Source organism: Enterococcus sp. AMC1252, from assembly GCF_058216515.1.
In genome coordinates this window covers 2,553,945-2,569,966 of sequence record NZ_CM177097.1, presented here as the reverse complement: position 1 = coordinate 2,569,966, position 16,022 = coordinate 2,553,945, and the positions used below count along the sequence as shown (strand labels likewise).

General features: G+C 35.0%; 15 protein-coding genes. 8 read left to right on the top strand and 7 right to left on the bottom strand.

The features are described 5' to 3' along the window. Nucleotides 1-99: 99 nt before the first annotated feature. A complete protein-coding gene (gene nhaC, locus AC4BB5_RS12160; RefSeq protein ID WP_490456384.1) occupies nucleotides 100-1,473 on the top strand; it encodes a Na+/H+ antiporter NhaC in 1,374 nt (457 codons plus the stop codon). 63 nt (nucleotides 1,474-1,536) lie between these two features. On the opposite strand, the gene AC4BB5_RS12155 is transcribed toward nhaC, so the two are convergent. Further along, nucleotides 1,537-1,965, bottom strand: coding sequence for a helix-turn-helix domain-containing protein (locus tag AC4BB5_RS12155; protein ID WP_490456383.1), 429 nt, complete (start codon nucleotides 1,963-1,965; stop codon nucleotides 1,537-1,539). A gap of 123 nt (nucleotides 1,966-2,088) precedes the next feature. Between AC4BB5_RS12155 and AC4BB5_RS12150 the strand changes: the two genes are divergently transcribed. Continuing rightward, nucleotides 2,089-3,261, top strand: coding sequence for a serine/threonine-protein kinase (locus tag AC4BB5_RS12150; protein WP_490456382.1), 1,173 nt, complete (start codon nucleotides 2,089-2,091; stop codon nucleotides 3,259-3,261). Nucleotides 3,262-3,364: 103 nt separating this feature from the next. Further along, complete coding sequence (locus tag AC4BB5_RS12145) at nucleotides 3,365-3,880, top strand: DUF5067 domain-containing protein (RefSeq protein WP_490456381.1); 516 nt, start codon at nucleotides 3,365-3,367, stop codon at nucleotides 3,878-3,880. 273 nt (nucleotides 3,881-4,153) lie between these two features. On the opposite strand, the gene AC4BB5_RS12140 is transcribed toward AC4BB5_RS12145, so the two are convergent. After that, a complete protein-coding gene (locus AC4BB5_RS12140; RefSeq protein WP_490456380.1) occupies nucleotides 4,154-5,197 on the bottom strand; it encodes an AI-2E family transporter in 1,044 nt (347 codons plus the stop codon). Between the two features lie 263 nt (nucleotides 5,198-5,460). Between AC4BB5_RS12140 and AC4BB5_RS12135 the strand changes: the two genes are divergently transcribed. Both AC4BB5_RS12135 and AC4BB5_RS12130 read left to right on the top strand, forming a co-directional pair. Beyond that, nucleotides 5,461-6,759 (top strand): Y-family DNA polymerase, encoded by a 1,299-nt coding sequence (locus tag AC4BB5_RS12135; RefSeq protein WP_490456379.1) that lies wholly within the window; start codon nucleotides 5,461-5,463, stop codon nucleotides 6,757-6,759. Continuing rightward, complete coding sequence (locus tag AC4BB5_RS12130; RefSeq protein ID WP_490456378.1) at nucleotides 6,756-7,097, top strand: hypothetical protein; 342 nt, start codon at nucleotides 6,756-6,758, stop codon at nucleotides 7,095-7,097. Before AC4BB5_RS12135 ends, AC4BB5_RS12130 begins: the two co-directional genes overlap by 4 nt. A gap of 132 nt (nucleotides 7,098-7,229) precedes the next feature. Here AC4BB5_RS12130 and AC4BB5_RS12125 read toward each other — a convergent pair whose 3' ends face one another. Next, nucleotides 7,230-8,444: a YdcF family protein gene (locus AC4BB5_RS12125; RefSeq protein WP_490456377.1), complete on the bottom strand. Its 1,215-nt coding sequence runs from the start codon at nucleotides 8,442-8,444 to the stop codon at nucleotides 7,230-7,232. A 155-nt stretch (nucleotides 8,445-8,599) separates the two neighbouring features. Continuing rightward, complete coding sequence (locus AC4BB5_RS12120) at nucleotides 8,600-10,459, bottom strand: sensor histidine kinase (RefSeq protein ID WP_490456376.1); 1,860 nt, start codon at nucleotides 10,457-10,459, stop codon at nucleotides 8,600-8,602. Between the two features lie 111 nt (nucleotides 10,460-10,570). Here AC4BB5_RS12120 and AC4BB5_RS12115 point away from each other — a divergent pair, with 111 nt between their 5' ends. Further along, nucleotides 10,571-11,299, top strand: a complete 729-nt coding sequence (locus AC4BB5_RS12115; protein ID WP_490459067.1) for a response regulator transcription factor — start codon at nucleotides 10,571-10,573, stop codon at nucleotides 11,297-11,299. 217 nt (nucleotides 11,300-11,516) lie between these two features. Here the strand turns inward: AC4BB5_RS12115 and citG are convergent, their stop codons facing one another. The 3 genes from citG to AC4BB5_RS12100 form a co-directional block, all read right to left on the bottom strand. After that, nucleotides 11,517-12,404 carry a triphosphoribosyl-dephospho-CoA synthase CitG gene (gene citG / locus AC4BB5_RS12110; RefSeq protein ID WP_490456375.1) on the bottom strand — a complete coding sequence of 296 codons (888 nt, stop codon included), beginning with the start codon at nucleotides 12,402-12,404 and terminating at the stop codon, nucleotides 11,517-11,519. Continuing rightward, nucleotides 12,391-13,092, bottom strand: a complete 702-nt coding sequence (locus tag AC4BB5_RS12105; protein WP_490456374.1) for a GntR family transcriptional regulator — start codon at nucleotides 13,090-13,092, stop codon at nucleotides 12,391-12,393. Before AC4BB5_RS12105 ends, citG begins: the two co-directional genes overlap by 14 nt. Before the next feature lie 130 nt (nucleotides 13,093-13,222). After that, nucleotides 13,223-14,566 (bottom strand): CitMHS family transporter, encoded by a 1,344-nt coding sequence (locus AC4BB5_RS12100; RefSeq protein ID WP_207696804.1) that lies wholly within the window; start codon nucleotides 14,564-14,566, stop codon nucleotides 13,223-13,225. 400 nt (nucleotides 14,567-14,966) lie between these two features. On the opposite strand from AC4BB5_RS12100, the gene AC4BB5_RS12095 reads away from it, so the two are divergent. Further along, nucleotides 14,967-15,296, top strand: a complete 330-nt coding sequence (locus tag AC4BB5_RS12095; protein WP_490456373.1) for a hypothetical protein — start codon at nucleotides 14,967-14,969, stop codon at nucleotides 15,294-15,296. 298 nt (nucleotides 15,297-15,594) lie between these two features. Then, nucleotides 15,595-15,990 carry an acetyl-CoA carboxylase biotin carboxyl carrier protein subunit gene (locus AC4BB5_RS12090; RefSeq protein ID WP_490456372.1) on the top strand — a complete coding sequence of 132 codons (396 nt, stop codon included), beginning with the start codon at nucleotides 15,595-15,597 and terminating at the stop codon, nucleotides 15,988-15,990. Nucleotides 15,991-16,022: the final 32 nt, after the last annotated feature.

Below are 16,022 nucleotides of genomic sequence, written 5' to 3'. Positions count from 1 at the left end.
TAACGCTTTGTCATAGCTGCAGCTTTTCTATAAAAAATAAATGAAAGAAAATGACCAAAACGTTCATCGACTTTCTATAAAAAATGTGAGGAACAATGTATGAAACAATATCAAGTGACTTTTAATGAATCTGTTTTCTTATTGATAACGTTGCTGTCAATGATTGGTACAAGTATTATTGGCTTTGGAATTCCTGCTCATGTTGCGATCTTGATTGCGATTGGTTATTTACTTTTGTTTGCGGTCTATAAAAAGTTTTCTTGGGATTTCATTCAGGATGCGCTGATCGATGGTGTTTCTTCTGGTATTATTCCAATGCTGATTTTTATTTTAATAGGTGCGTTGATTAGTGTTTGGATCGCTTCAGGAACGATTCCGACAATTATGGTTTTAGGTTTTTCGTTCTTATCAGTGAAGTTTTTTATTCCGACCGTTTTTATTGTTTGCGGTATTGTCGGTGGCGCTGTTGGTAGCTCTTTTACCACGATTTCAACAATCGGGATTGCCTTTTTAGGAATGGGTAGTTTAATTGGAGTCGATCCCGCATTGACAACAGGTACAATTGTTTCGGGGGCTTTTTTAGGCAACTCGATTTCACCACTTTCTGATACAGTGAATTTAGCTGCAGCAATTTCGGAAGTCGATTTATTTGACCATTTGAAAAATACATATAAAACAGCCATTCCAGCAGCGCTGCTTTCGTTTGGTTATTTTTTAGCCATGGGATTACGCTATGACGGCGCTTTAGATAGTACAAGTATTCACGATATCGTAAACACATTAAATAGCAATTTTACGATTTCTTTTGTTGAATTGATTCCTTTAGCGATCTTGTTCGTTTGTGCGTGGAAAAAAATCCCTGCAATTCCTACATTACTGTTAAGTATTTGTGCTTCACTTATGCTGATGTTTTTTTCTAATATGCACTTTTCATTTGTAGGAACAGCTGATATAATCCAAAATGGCTTTGTTTCTCATACTGGCAACACACAAGTGGATGAACTGCTTTCTAGGGGAGGTATACAAAGTATGATGTGGTCAGTATCACTGATTATTTTGGCGTTAGCCTTAGGTGGATTACTAGTGAAAATGGAAATTATCGAGTGTTTGCTCCAACGGGTTGAATCAGTAATCAATTCCCGCCGTAAGTTGACTTTTATTACGATGATGAGCTCGATCGGAATCAATGTACTGATCGGTGAACAGTATCTGTCGATCATTTTACCTGGAAAATCTTTTATCAATAAATTCAAAGAAAAAGAGGTTCCGTTGTCCCAGTTATCTAGGGGATTGAATGACGCAGGCTCAGTTGTGAATCCTTTGATTCCATGGGGAGTGAGTGGAGTATTTATTTCAGGAACTCTGGGGATTGCAACCATCAATTATCTACCATATGCAGTATTTTGCTATATTTTACCGACAGTGTCATTTTTAGTCACACTGAGAAGTAAAAAGAAATCAAAAAAAGGATAAACAAAAAATACAACACTATTCTGTTAGGTGAATAGGTTGTATTTTTTTGATTCTAAGTGGTGACTACTCCCAAAAGGTTTTTAGACCTTCATCATATAAGTGATCATTGATCTCTGAAATAGTCAAACCGTGAGTGATGCCATAAATCACTACAGCATCCCAAGATTGTTTGGGGTAGAGTTGAGCATAGCCTGTTTTTTTCATTAACTCATTCGTTTCCTCTAAATTCAATGTTAAGCCAATTGCTAAAGCAACGATTTTTTCTCGAGAAGGATTTCTTTTTCCATCGAAATACTGATAGCCTGTTGCTTCAGTGATTCCTGCTTTTTTCAACACTAAACTTTTGGTCAAATTTTTATTGATTAGCCAACTACTCAAATAATCTTTCAAGGTTTTGTCGATTGTATACTCTTTCGTTTCAGAAAGAGCTGTTTGAAAATTTTCAGCTTGTTTCAATGAGTGAAGTAATTTGTCTGTATCTTTTTCTTGCATGCTAAAATCTCCTACATCTAAAATATCTTATTGCTATTATACATTGTTTTTAAAAAAAGGCGGACGTATTTTATTGATTTATTTGATATAATAAAAAAAGTAAACAAAAAATGGAGTGTAAAAATGGAAAATACAAATAATTCAGGTCCATTTTCTTACAAAGAAATTGAACCGCTAACAGATAAAACAAATGGCCCGCTCCTTGTAAGAAAAAATGATACAAAGGAATTTTTTGTGAAAAAGTGTTATCCACTGTATTTGATGGATAATTTGATCACCTTACAAAAAATCAAACAAGTCAATTTACCTAAAATTCAAGAAGTTCTGATCGAAGGGGACCAAATCTATCTATATGAAGAATTTATTCATGGTAAAACATTGACAGAAATTATTAAATCTTCCGAAGTGATGGAGACACAGATAATCTTAAAAGTAACACTGTCTTTACTAGATGCTTTAATAGCGCTCCATAACAAGGGGTTAGTTCATCGTGATGTGAAACCGGGAAATATTATGTTGACGAATGATGGAATGCTGAAATTGATTGATTTTGATGCAGTGCGTGTGTTTGATGGAACGAAAGAAACAGATACCGTTCAATTAGGCACAATTGGATTTGCTTCACCTGAACAATTTGGATTTGCAGAGTCAGATGCAAGAAGTGATCTTTACTCGGTGGGGGTTGTCATCAATATTTGTTCAACCAAAGAGTATCCTAAAAATCAGTTAAGTTCTGATCCTTTTTTACATGAAATTATTTTGAAGGCAACAAGGTTCGATCCTAAAAACCGTTACCAGTCAGCAGTAGAAATGCAAACCGTGGTGAGAGAAAAGTGGAATCAACTAACAAATGGAACACATGATGAAGAAGACAAGCTTATTTTGGACGATCCAGAAAATAGTCATGAGAACAATGAAATATACGGAGAAAGCAACGCCAAAATGCCAATCAGATCCTTTTTAAGGAAATATATACCAGGATTCCGTACAGCACAGCCGTGGAAAATGACATTGGCAGTTGTTTATTATGTTTTCATATTGATTGGTTTACCAGCAACAATCTTTGAGGGACAAACCATTACTGAAAAAATATTACGAGCATTAGAAGGAAGTATTATCTTTATTCTCCCTATGCTATTATTTACTAATTTTATGAATTTCCATGAAAAGATTCCTTTACTTAATTCCAAAAAATTGATTTTGCGGGGAGCTGGCTATATTTTGATGGCCTTGGGGTGGATGATTTATTTTTGGTTATATCTTAAAGTGACCAATGGTGGAGTGAAACGATTTTGACTACAAGTTTACCTTCGACTATGCAAATTGCATAAGATTTTTCTTTGATTATTCAGTAGTATAAATGTGTATTAACGGACTAAATAACGAAGGAGACAAAAAAATGAACATGAAGAAAATTATTTTGATTGGGGTCGGTGTTTTAGTAGTAGGTGGTGTTCTGGCTAATATGGGATCTGATTCTAAAGAAGAAACAAAGTCTAAAAAAGAGCCAACGACAAGTAAGGTTACTAAAAAACAAGAATCAGAGGAACCTGCGGCGACTGATGCTGGTGACTTGGGAGAGTATCATGTTGCAATCAAGGAGTTATCATTTGCAAAAGATTACAACGGAGAAGATGTCGGTGTGATCGATTACGAGTTTACAAATAACAGCGATAAAAATGCGATGTTTTTAACGTCAATCACAACGAAAGCTTTTCAAAATGGCATTGCATTGCAGTTAGCAATTATGGGAGAATCGGGTTACGTTGACTCAATGACAGAGATTCAACCAGGAGCAACATTGAATTTAAAAGTTCCCTATAAGCTATCTGATATGACAACACCAGTATCAGTTGAAGCGACTAAACTATTTAGTGATAAAGTGAAATTGACAAAAGAGTTTATCTTGCAGTAAATTGGAACGTTAAAAAAGGTTGAACAAAGGTGGTTCAGCTAGCATTTATTTTAGTAGAAAATGACTAGTTTTAGCTCAAAGGGAGCAAAGGAATTTGGTAATATTCCTTATATATGGCCGTGTATTCGGGTTATTGGAACAGGTAGCTATTAAGATGTAGTTATTTGGTCCGAAATCAATTAGTCTTTGCTGCCTGACTGATTTTCCAAATACGAAAACAGCCAAAACCACAAAAAAGTGAACGACTGGATAAAATCCAGACGTTCACTTTTTTTATTCATTTGATGGCTCAGAGAATTTTTCAGTATCAGAATGGATTGGTTTAACTTTTAAAATATCTAAAAAGAAAGTGAAAATCGGAATACCGACAATTAATCCCCAAACACCAAATAGTCGTTCACTGATCAGTAAAATTACAAAAGTATAAAAAATTGGTAAATCTGTTTTACTAGACATAAATTTAGGATTCAAGACATAAGATTCAAATAAATGAACGATAATAATCACCACTAAAATGTAAATCACATCATTGATACCACCTTGAGAATATGCAATAAAGCTTAGTGGAATACAAGAAACGATCACACCTGCAACGGGAATCAAACTCAAAATAAAAATCATGATCGCTAAACTGGGTAATTGATGAAACCCAATCAAAGCCAAACAAATTGTTGTAATACCAGTGTTAACAACGGCAATAAAAAATTGTGCTTCCATCACGACGCCAAAGGTATTTACAAACTTATCTGCAAAAAAATGGATATCCTTAAAGAACCAATCAAAATCACTCTTTAGAAATAGTTTAGAGAACTCTGCCATTTGTTTTTTCTCGATCATAAAAAAGAAACTTAAGATGAAAGAAAGGACAAAAGAAAGCCCAATCGAACCAATATCTTGAATATAACGTAAGACCATACTGGCACCATTTTGAATTTGCGTCATCAAGTTTGATTTTTCTATATATTGGTTAATAATCATCAATAATTGATTATGGCTATCAGTTGGATTTTGATAAAAGTGCACAACTGAATCATACATTTGCACAGTTTGATGAATCAGAACCGGCACATATTTTGTTATAGCCAGATAAATTAAAAAGACAATCAAAGAATAAGTTGCTAAAACAAGTATAAGTGATGGTACTTTTAAAAATCGCTGAATAAATTTCACGAAATGGAGCGCTAAAAATGTAAAAATAAATGTTAACAAAATCATTGTGATCATGCTTCTTGCTAAAAATAAAATAAACATAACGACAGCTAAAACAAAAAAACGTCGTAATCGTTCATTTTGAATAAACTTTTCATAAATCGACACTGCGTACACTCCTTTTAATTAATGTTTCTTTGTCCTTTACTTCTAAGTAGATGAATATGTAAGCGTAAAAGCTCACTCTTAAATTTTAATGTTATTACATATTAAGATAACTATAATGCTTTTTTACATATTAAGATAGCAGTTTCTTCTATAATTCTAAAAAAATTGTTTTATTATATTTAAATTTAAAAAGGTGTTCCCCTTTACAAAAAGAACGTACGTTCGTATAATTAATTATGAAATAAATCAAGGAGAGGGTCACTATGTTTTTTGATTATGAAAAGGAGCCCAGAAGAGCGATTTTTTGTATTGATGTAAAATCCTTTTACGCTTCAGTCGAGTGTGTAGCTAGAGGTTATGATCCAATGGAAAAAATGCTGGTTGTGATGAGTCATGCGGAAAATAGTGGTGGTCTCGTTTTAGCTTCTTCTCCCAAAGCCAAGGAAGTCCTAGGTATCACCAATGTGACACGCAAATATGACGTACCAAATCACCCTGAGCTGGTGATTGTCCCACCGCGAATGAATGAGTATATCAAGGAGAACATGAAAATCAATGCTATCTATAAAGAGTATGTAGCAGAAGAAGATTTACATATTTATTCGATTGATGAATCCTTTTTAGATGTGACAGCCAGCTGGAGATTATTTGGCCAATCGCCGATAGAATTAGCCCAAATCATCAAGCAAAGAATCAAGAAAGAAACTGGGTTGGCGATTACGATTGGGATTGGTGATAATCCTTTGTTAGCCAAATTAGCTATGGATATTGAAGCCAAGCATAATGAAGAACGAGTTGCTGAATGGCATTATGAGGATATTTCTAAAAAAGTTTGGCCAATTGAACCAATGACTGATATGTGGGGGATTGGTCAGCGGCTGGCGAAGCGATTGAATAATCTAGGGATTCGTTCCATTTATGATTTAGCTCATGCTGATTTGAATAGTCTCAAAAGAAACTTAGGAATTATCGGAGAACAGTTGTATGCTCATGCCCATGGCATTGATCGGAGCCGTTTGTCCGAAAAATACATACCGGAAGAACGATCTTACAATAATTCTCAGATTTTAATGCGAGATTATTTGAGACAAGAGGAGATCGAAGTTGTGATCCGAGAAATGGCAGAACAAGTGGCCGCCAGACTTAGAAAAGCACACTGTCAGACTGAATGTGTTCATTTGTCCATCGGCTTTTCAAGAGCCAGTAAGGCAGGAGACTCAGGATTTTCAAGGCAAATGAAGGTTCCACTGACGAATAGCAGTAAAGTCTTGATAGAATACTGTCTAATGATATTTAGACAACATTGGCATGGGGAAGAAGTACGACATATTGGAATTACTTATTCCAAATTGAACTATAATACTTATGTACAACTAGATTTATTTCATGAGCCAGATGAACAATTGAAAGAACGAAAGCTAGATCAGTTGATTGATGAGATTCGTCAACGTTTTGGCTATGTTTCATTGGTTCATGCAAGCTCAGTTTCATCTGGTGGTACAGCAATTTCAAGAGCATCGTTGGTTGGTGGACATTCAGGGGGAATGGAGGGGTTGCAATGAGCAAAGAACGAGATTACTATTTTGAACAATATCAAGATAGAAAAATGAAAAAATGGGCAGGTTTTTATTTATCTGAACATACCGCAATCATTGAACAAGAGAAAAAAAGACAGCCAGCTGAAAAAAAGATTCAAATGAGCTGGATAGAAATCGATGAAGTACTAGCTCAAGCGTTTCAAAATCAAGTTGAAGTGAGTGTTCAAAAAGAAGAACTGGATAGTGAGGGAAATTATGGAGCTGATATTATTGGCATGATCCAAGGGCATGATGAATTAGGAATTTATGTAGACGGCCATAAGATTGGTTATGATGAGATTCGTCATGTACAGTTTCATTAAATAAAAACGAGACTGGGACATAACTATGAGTTACATCCCAGTCTCAAGGAATCCGAATAACCGGTGGGCGCAGAAGCAACTCCTTCTTATTTCTCGGAGTTAAACACTTCTGTCCCAACCTCGTTGTTTATTTTAGCTATTTGAGACTAGAAAAAACTCTGCTAAAGCCAAGAGAGTCATCATCAAGGCGATCAAACCACATATAATCAAGTGGCGTCGTTTGTGCATCATTACGATTGCAATAAACTCTCTTAAAAAAGCATTTGGTAGAAAATAAAAAGCTGTTTTAGCGCCAATTCCATCCGCTTTAAGATTGGCCATTTTTGCAAAAAGACCTGCGCGAAACAAATGGAAATTATTAGTAATAAAAATCGCATGAAAATCTATACCACCAAAAGTCGCTTCCATGATTTCTTTAGAGAATTTCATGTTTTCTAAAGTATTTTTTGAATTTGCTTCGATTAAAATATCTTCTTCTGGAATGCCTTTTTCAAGAGCATAATTTTTCATGGCGAGACTTTCTGCAATATGTTCATCATCGCCTTTTCCTCCAGACATAAGGATTTTTGGCGAATTCAAAGTGGCTTTAGTTTGCGCCGTATAAAATTGAATTGCTTTTTCAATCCGTTTGCCTAAAAGTGGTGGGACTGTTTTCCCATCAATCAAACCCGAGCCTAAAACAATGATAAAATCTTGTTCATATTTTGGCTGATTGAACTGATAAATAATCGAAATCGTTAAAAAATTGTAAAAAACAATGGAAAAATAAAACATAAATAAAGGTAAAATCCCGAATAACAAAGATGCCCACGATGGTAAAATTCGAGTAGAATAATGATTAAATATCAAAAAGACTGTTAAGCCGATTGCTAAAAGCAAGGTTAATAGGTTGGCTAAAGAATGCCCCTCTTTACGCATTACAACAATAGCATTCCAATATAAGAACACGACTAAGGCGTAAAGCCCAATCAATAGAAGCAATAACAAGAAAATACCAGTGATTCCTGCTAAAATAATCAATAATGGATCCATTGTTCTAACCAATAAAGAGCCTAAATAGGTCATGCCAACAACTAGAAATAAATTAAATACTAACCCATTTACCAATCTACGTTTTTCTTTAAAATAACAAAAAAGAAAAAACAGTAGGGAAATTGACGGTATCAAAAAGTAATAAGTATGAAGCCGTACTTCTAAATTAATAACATAAACAATAAAACAAATTGAGAACCAAAGTAACTCATAAAATTTCCAATCTTGGTTTACTTTCTTTTTACGCCATGTCGGGATCATAAATACGCCAATAAGATAAATAGTCCCAATGATAATGCTAAAATAATTCCCCATAATAGAACTCCTTCAATAAATGATTTCCATCTTAGTATAACGAAAAATGAGAGAAAAAAATACTATAAGGTCTAACATAGCTATCTTAGTTATTCCTATTAAAGACAGACAAGAAGCTAGGACATAACCCCAAGAGTCATATCCCAACTTCTTGTCTATTTAGGTTTATTAGATGAATGAACGGGGAAGGTTATCAAGAAGCTTGTACCTTGACCTTCTTTAGATTTTAGTGAAAGATGCCATTCATACTTTGCAACGATCGAGGCCACTGCAAATAAGCCAAGGCCAGTACCTTCGTCGGCAGCTTTCGTTGTAAAGAAAGGCTCAAATATTTTTTCTTTTAACACCGGTGGAATTCCTGAACCGTTATCAGTGATTTCCAAGGTAACAAAATGGTCGATATGACCCATTCGGTGACTGCGAGTTTTTAATAATTCAGTTATTTCTTTTGAGGAGGGAGAGACAGTGACTTGAATTTTCTGTACCTTGTTTGTATTATCTTTCGTTGCTTGATACGCATTAGTGATCAAATTATAAATCAAATTTTGTAAATCTGTTTCTTCCAATTTGGTTGTTCCTAGGTTTTCTTGGATGGATAAGATGAGTTGAACTTTTTTAGGAATGATTTCACCAATCAAGTGAGTAGCTACTCCGATCGCTGCAGAGATGTCAATCCATTCTTGAACACTTTTTTGTGGTTTAGAAAAACGTAGTACATTTGACGATAGTTGCTTTCCTTTTTGAGCAGCATGGAGAATCTCCTCTAAATCTGATCTTAGTATGGAATTGTTGCTATGTTCTTCCAATAATAATTGTGTGTTGCCAATAATTGGTGTTAAAAAATTGTTCATATCATGGACAATCGAGGTAGTCAATAGACCAACAGTTTCCATTTTATTTCGTTGATAAAGTTCTAATTCAAGCTGATGTTGTATTTTTTGCTGTTTTTGTTTTTCGATCAACTGTCGATTTTCTGCTTCGATCGTTTCCTTTTTTCTGAAATTATGAATAAAAAGAGAGCAGATAATGATCAAAAGTAATAATAAAACTAGAAGGAAAGATAAAACGATCACAAAATTAATGATGTCATCGTTTCGTTCATTATAATCTGCATTAAGTGCAACGACCCAATGAGCAAGACCAACATCAATCCATTCAAATGCGCTTATTTTTAAAACCTCAGTCGGTGTATCTTCATCCCACCAATAGGATTTATAGGTCAGTTTTCCAGCAGTATGGTTTAGTTGATATTTTTCTAATCGTTTTAAATCAGAATAGTCGAAGTCAGGATAAAGTTCTTCTCGACCATTGATGATATCTAAACCGACTTGTTGTTTTACAGGATGCATAACGACGGTCATTGAGCGATCCTTGATCATTGGATAGCCTTTATAGTCCAATTCAAAATCCTGTAGAAAATTTTTATAAAAAGCTTCTAAATTGAGTGGTAAAATTAAATAACCATCAAGTGCCCCGGAGCTTGTTCGGATTTCTTGATAAAAATTGACATAGGCTTTTTTGTTGATAAAGTACGAATCACCATTTTGAGCCGTTGGTTTATCTAACAGCTGTTTCAAGGTGAGATCGTGACTGATAAAAGGACGAATCGTTTGAATATCAGCAATAGAGACTTGCTTTTTCTTAGCGTCCCAATGAAAGGCGTATAAAGGTGAGCCATCAGGTTCTATATAAAAAAGTGCATCCGCTTCATTATTTAGAGAATCAAAAAATGTATTTAAAGAAGATGAGCTGCTCTTTAAGTAAGTTTCTGGGTCATCACTATTTTTTAAATTGCCATCGATTGCTAGATAATTAAGCGCTTGATGTCGATTTTTCATAGAAAGCTGAATCACTTTACCAACGTATTCTGTCGACTGTAACAAAAAATCTTGTCCACTAGCAGTAGTAGTTTTACGAATAACGGAAAACCCCCGAATTGCCAAGAAAACGGATACAACAATAAAAATAGTCATGGCTGCGATCATGATATTCACAATTCTATTTGTTCGTTTCATTGGTCTAGCTCCTTTTGAAAGTCTGTTGATATCATAACAATTTCATGTTGAAATTTAAAGATAATTCCGCTATTGTATAGATAATGTAAAAAGAATAATGAGGTGTACATGTTGCGAAATGAAAAAATTTTAGTGGTTGATGACGACCCAGCAATTCGCCGATTGATTTGGAAATCGCTTCAATCAACGGGATTGTTGGTGTACCAGAGTGAAACGATCGAAAAAACATTAGATATCATGAACCGCGTCGAGTTTCAATTATTTCTTTTAGATGTAAGTTTAGAACATGAAAACGATGGTTACCATTTGGCTCAATTGATTCGGGAACAGCAACCTTTGACGCCAATTATATTTGTCAGTGGCAAAAAAAGCGAGCAAGATATTGTCAGTGGTCTAGAATCAGGAGGGGATGTTTACCTTTCTAAACCCTTTGCACCAAATGTTTTACGAGCGCAAGTCATCAGTACATTAAATCGAACTGAGCAATTACTAACACTAAGTCAAACACGTGAAGAAACGATGTTGAGAGATGGGGTTTTTTCGTTTGATAAAAATCAATATCAATTCAGTAAAAATGGCGAAATTGTAAATATGACATCTAAAGAAATCATGATGATTTTATTTTTTATGGAAAATCCTTATCAAGTATTTAGTAAAGAACAGATTTATGCCAGCGTCTGGAGCGATGGAGATATGGATAAAAATTTGATTACGGTATATATTAATTATTTAAGAAATAAAATTGAAGATGACCCCAAAAAACCAAAATATTTGCAAACGGTTTGGGGAATTGGTTATCTGTTTAATCCAGAAGGCAAAGAGGCAGGAACTAGTGATTAATGATTATATTTATAAAAACGAGGTTGGGACAGAAGTGTTTAACTCCGAGAAATAAGAAGAAATTCACGAAAATTGTTTTTCAAATTTTTGTGAATTTCAGCTTATTTCAGAAAGAGTTGCTTCTGCGCCCGCCGTCTATTCGGATTCCTTGAGGTTGGGATGTAGCTCATAGAGTTATGTCCTAGCCTCGTTTTTAATACCTTTGATTATGTAAAACTCAAAATAGACCTTCTAATCGACCAAAAAAGAAACTTAGTGCTAATAGATCAGCTGAGCCACCTGGACTAAGATTCTCTTGAATCAGTTGGTGATCAAAAAGAATCAAAGCATTTTCTAGTTCTGTTTCTGAAATGCTTGAGGGAAAATGTTGCAAAAGCTCAGCTGATTGTTTCTTTACGTTTTGCCATGCAGCAATGCCCCCACGATTGATTAAATTAGAATCTTCGATTGTAGACATTAAAGATAGTAATAATAGTAGAAATAGTATTCGTTGATCATTTTTTTGATGTTGTCTTAAAAAAGGTAACGCAATATTCTTGAGTGTAGGATATCCTAATTCAGCTTCGCCTCGAATTCCAACGATACCATATTCTAGATAAAGTTTTTCTCCATAACTCAATTGTTTTTTTTGAGCTAAACCAGCAAAATCATTTTCAAGTAACCCTTTTGTCATCTGTTTTACATAGTTAAAAACAGCAGAGGTATCTTGAACTGAAAAGGGAACAGTCCGTTGTTGCTCAGCTATTATTTTTCCAGTCGCACTTAAAAGTAATGCAAAAGAAAAATTTGCCCCTTTATGGGTATTGATATTATTAGTTTTCGTTAACATTGCACATTCAGCTTGACGCCCGGCTGCTCTGACTTTTTTGAAAAGATCAAGAGGGCTTCCTTTATGAGAAAAACCTAAATCAACATATTTTGTAAGAAATGGGGCAAGAGCGGTGCTACTATCAATAAAGGTAAAATAATTCATGTCTGTATGCGCGCCGCTACTTTTAGGATCGACTAAACCAGGTTTAGGGTAAAGACCTGCCTCATATAGTAACGCTTCTAATGCAAAGGTACCTATTTGTTTAGACATCGTTTTTTTATTAATCTGTTTCATTTAAATGTTTTTCCATTTCTTTGAGGATAAAGGTCTGAGAATAATCTAAATGTTCTGTAATCAATAATTCTAATTGCTCTTCTTCTTGATTAAGCATACATTTATAAATCAGCCAATGTTCATTCAATGCTTTATCTCTTCGTTCTTTAGAACGAATTGAGATATCTCTAAAATAGACGAGGTACTCACGCAATTTCATGACAATCGATTTTAAACGTAACATCTTGCTTTTTTCATAGATCAGCTCATTAAAATCTGAAAATTTTTGTAAGACTTGGTCGATTTCATTTTCTTCATTTAACCGTTCAGTTTCGTCTAATAATGCTTTTAGTTCATCAAAATCTTTAACAGTCATTTCTTTCATTGCTGTGATTGTTGCTAAAACATCTAAAGATTTTCTAATAGCATAAATTTCATTAGCATCATTAAGGGATATGCCTCGAACGATGATTCCTACTCCTTTGACATGATCGACTAATCCTTCTTCAACTAATTTTTGTAACGCATAGCGAATTGGTGTACGGCTAATATTCGTTACCTCGGAAAATTCTTTTTCATTGATCCGTTGTCCCGCAGGAATTTCACCGAGAATGATTGTTTTACGAAATGCTTGATAAACAAGTTCTTTCAAAGGTTCGTTGAGACTTAAATCTAAATTTTTTCCAACTGCTTCTGATATTTTACTCATCTGCTTACTCCTCTTGTAATTAATAGTAGGAAAAATAAATGAATATTTTAATTCTGTATTGCTAAGAAAAAGATAAGAAAATCGCGCAAGTCTTTTTATGAATTGTGCGATTTTCAATGAATAATAATAGTTATTGAGGGATGTAAAGCGGCATATGTCCAGTCAAGACGATCGTTACAACAAAGATAATGAAGATTCCTAGTGCCCATTTTGCCGATTCTTTTTGCCATTGCCCCATATCTAAACCGGTTAAACGAAGTAATAGATAAATGAAAGCAACTAATGGACTTAATAAGTGGAACGCTTGTCCCATCAATGAAGCTAGCGCCATTTGCATATCTGTAAATCCATAAGCACGACCAGCTTCTGCTAAAACAGGTAAGACCCCAAAGTAGAACCCATCATTTGAAATAAAGAAAGTACCCGGAGCTGAAATCAACGCAATTACTAAGCCCCAAAAACCAGCCAATTGATTTGGAATGATTTTTGTGAAACTTTGAGCTAATGCATCTGCCATACCAGTCCCTTGGAAAAGCCCCATGAAAACACCAGCTGCAAAAACTAGAATAACGACTTGAACCGCATCGCCACCATTTGCACCAATCCGTTTTGATTGGTCTTTTAAGACAGGATAATTGACCATTAAAGCAATAACTGTACCAGTTAAGAATAAGAACAACGGTGGTAAACCAAGACCCACAAATGAGTCTGTTACTAACAACGCAATTAATGAAATGGTCAAGATCGCATTGAATAACCAAATTTTAGGTCTGCGGATTGCCAATGTTTCTTCATCTGTAACAGTTGTCATGGCATCGATTTCTTCATCTGTCAGTTGTTTGATTCCAAGACGAGCACGCTCTTTTCTACCCATAGAAGGCGCTACGATGAAAATGACATAAAGTAAGGCAATGATCATCCCAGGAATTAGATAAGCTAAAATTTCAGCGCCAACATTCAATACACTCATCGCACGAGCAGTTGGTCCACCCCATGGAAGTAAGTTCATGATTGTGTTTTGCAAAATAACAATGACGGCTAAGTTCATCAATTTCATATCTAGTTTCTTATAGATAGGAATAAAAGCAGAACAGCAAATCAAGGTTGTTGTAGTACCATCTCCATTAAGCGAAACGGCTGCGGCAACAACAGCTGTAGCGATCAATACTTTCATCGGATCGCCTTTTGCAATGTGGATCATTTTTTTTGTGATTGGGTCAAATAAGCCAGCATCCAACATAATTGAAAAATAAAGAATGGCAAACAATAACATGATACCCGTTGTGGATGTTGTTTTGATTCCTTCCATAACAAAGTCTCCAATAGAGCCTTTCTTAGAAACACCTGCAAACATTGCAATCAAAGCAAAAATCAGTGGAATCAAAACCAAAGCTGTAAACGGTGACATTTTCTTTTTCATGATCACAAACATAAAGACGATGATCATCACATAAGACAAAACAGTTAATAACATTTTTTTCTCTCCTTCAACACTAAATTCGTTTTCCGAAACAATCGGGCGTATCTTTATGGTGTTGGGTCTATAGAAAAATAACAGTAAGGTAGTTTTAGAAAGCCCTTTCTTGTTTCGTTTAACAATGTTTAGTTTAAGCTAAGAAACTTTAGATAAACAGATAACAAGAGGAAAAAGAACACCAAAAAAACAGGAATGATAACGGTTTCTTAAAGAGATGTTAATAAGATGTTAATAAAACCTTAAATGCTCTGAAACGTTGATATATAAGCGTTTTTGTATGTTTTGAAGAATTAAGGGTGAAGAGGAACAGCGAAAGAACAATTTAAGCTTGATGATTTCATTTTATTGTAATCGTTTTTACCTATAATGGATTCATGAGCAGAAAGGATGTGAGTTCATGGGTCTATTTGAACGGTTATTTAATAAAGAAAAAAAAGAAATGAAAACGGATAAACTACCACTTTCTCCCATTGTAGAATCAGAAAAGGAGTGGCAAGAAATTGCTGGATATCTACCAGTAGAAAGTATGGAACATCAATTTGTTTCATTGATTGCAACAGCTATCGCTGCCGGTGATCGACCAGAGAGTGAGTTTATTGTTAAACGCATTTTAAAAAGAAATCCGGAAGCACAGTTGGTCTCTGTGATTGCTACTAGTATTGCATCGGCTGATCGTACAGAGAGTCAGTTTGTGATCCAGTCGATTAAGGAAAAGAGAACGGATTAGTTTTAGATTATTTAACTAATAGGGAACGTTGCTACAGATGTGTTATCTAGTTCCATGGGCTAGCTCTTCGGAAAAAAGATACAAATTGAATGTGACAAAAAGCGTCACAGTCAATTTATCCTATTTTTCAGTCAGAGCAGGACGAGCCCATTATACTTTTGTGTTATCTAGTTCCATGGGCTAGCTCTTCGGAAAAAGATACAAATTGAATGTGACAAAAAGCATCACAGTCAATTTATCCTATTTTTCAGTCGGAGCAGGATGAGCCATTATACTTTTAATTTTAGGAGGAAAAAAAATGTTACGTAAGTTCAAAATCGCTATTGATGGTAAAGAGTATTTAGTAGAAATGGAAGAAATTGGTGGCGCGGCACAAGCTCCGATCGCACCATCCATTGCACCGTCAGCGCCTGTTATAGAAGCGGCACCAACTCCTGCACCAGTTGAGCAATCAGCACCTGCAAAAAGTGCACCAGCTGGAAATGATGCAATGCCATCACCAATGCCTGGAACAATCTTGAAACTTTTGGTAAATGTTGGTGATATGGTGCAGGAAAATCAGCCGTTAATGATTCTTGAAGCGATGAAAATGGAAAATGAAATCGTAGCTGGTAAAGCTGGTATGGTCACAGGGATTCATGTTAAGCAAGGTGATATGGTCAATCCAGGAGCACCATTAATTACGATTGATTAAAGAGAAAAAAGTAGTTAAATTTTAAAAGAGGA

What these genes read in the sequence shown, in the direction of transcription:
- AC4BB5_RS12125 (WP_490456377.1), bottom strand. Translation starts at nt 8,444, where the DNA reads ATGGGGAATTATTTTAGCATTATCATTGGGACTATTTATCTTATTGGC.
- AC4BB5_RS12145 (WP_490456381.1), top strand. Translation starts at nt 3,365, where the DNA reads ATGAACATGAAGAAAATTATTTTGATTGGGGTCGGTGTTTTAGTAGTA.
- citG (WP_490456375.1), bottom strand. Translation starts at nt 12,404, where the DNA reads ATGAAACAGATTAATAAAAAAACGATGTCTAAACAAATAGGTACCTTT.
- AC4BB5_RS12120 (WP_490456376.1), bottom strand. Translation starts at nt 10,459, where the DNA reads ATGAAACGAACAAATAGAATTGTGAATATCATGATCGCAGCCATGACT.
- nhaC (WP_490456384.1), top strand. Translation starts at nt 100, where the DNA reads ATGAAACAATATCAAGTGACTTTTAATGAATCTGTTTTCTTATTGATA.
- AC4BB5_RS12135 (WP_490456379.1), top strand. Translation starts at nt 5,461, where the DNA reads ATGTTTTTTGATTATGAAAAGGAGCCCAGAAGAGCGATTTTTTGTATT.
- AC4BB5_RS12155 (WP_490456383.1), bottom strand. Translation starts at nt 1,965, where the DNA reads ATGCAAGAAAAAGATACAGACAAATTACTTCACTCATTGAAACAAGCT.
- AC4BB5_RS12105 (WP_490456374.1), bottom strand. Translation starts at nt 13,092, where the DNA reads ATGAGTAAAATATCAGAAGCAGTTGGAAAAAATTTAGATTTAAGTCTC.
- AC4BB5_RS12090 (WP_490456372.1), top strand. Translation starts at nt 15,595, where the DNA reads ATGTTACGTAAGTTCAAAATCGCTATTGATGGTAAAGAGTATTTAGTA.
- AC4BB5_RS12100 (WP_207696804.1), bottom strand. Translation starts at nt 14,566, where the DNA reads ATGTTATTAACTGTTTTGTCTTATGTGATGATCATCGTCTTTATGTTT.
- AC4BB5_RS12130 (WP_490456378.1), top strand. Translation starts at nt 6,756, where the DNA reads ATGAGCAAAGAACGAGATTACTATTTTGAACAATATCAAGATAGAAAA.
- AC4BB5_RS12095 (WP_490456373.1), top strand. Translation starts at nt 14,967, where the DNA reads ATGGGTCTATTTGAACGGTTATTTAATAAAGAAAAAAAAGAAATGAAA.
- AC4BB5_RS12150 (WP_490456382.1), top strand. Translation starts at nt 2,089, where the DNA reads ATGGAAAATACAAATAATTCAGGTCCATTTTCTTACAAAGAAATTGAA.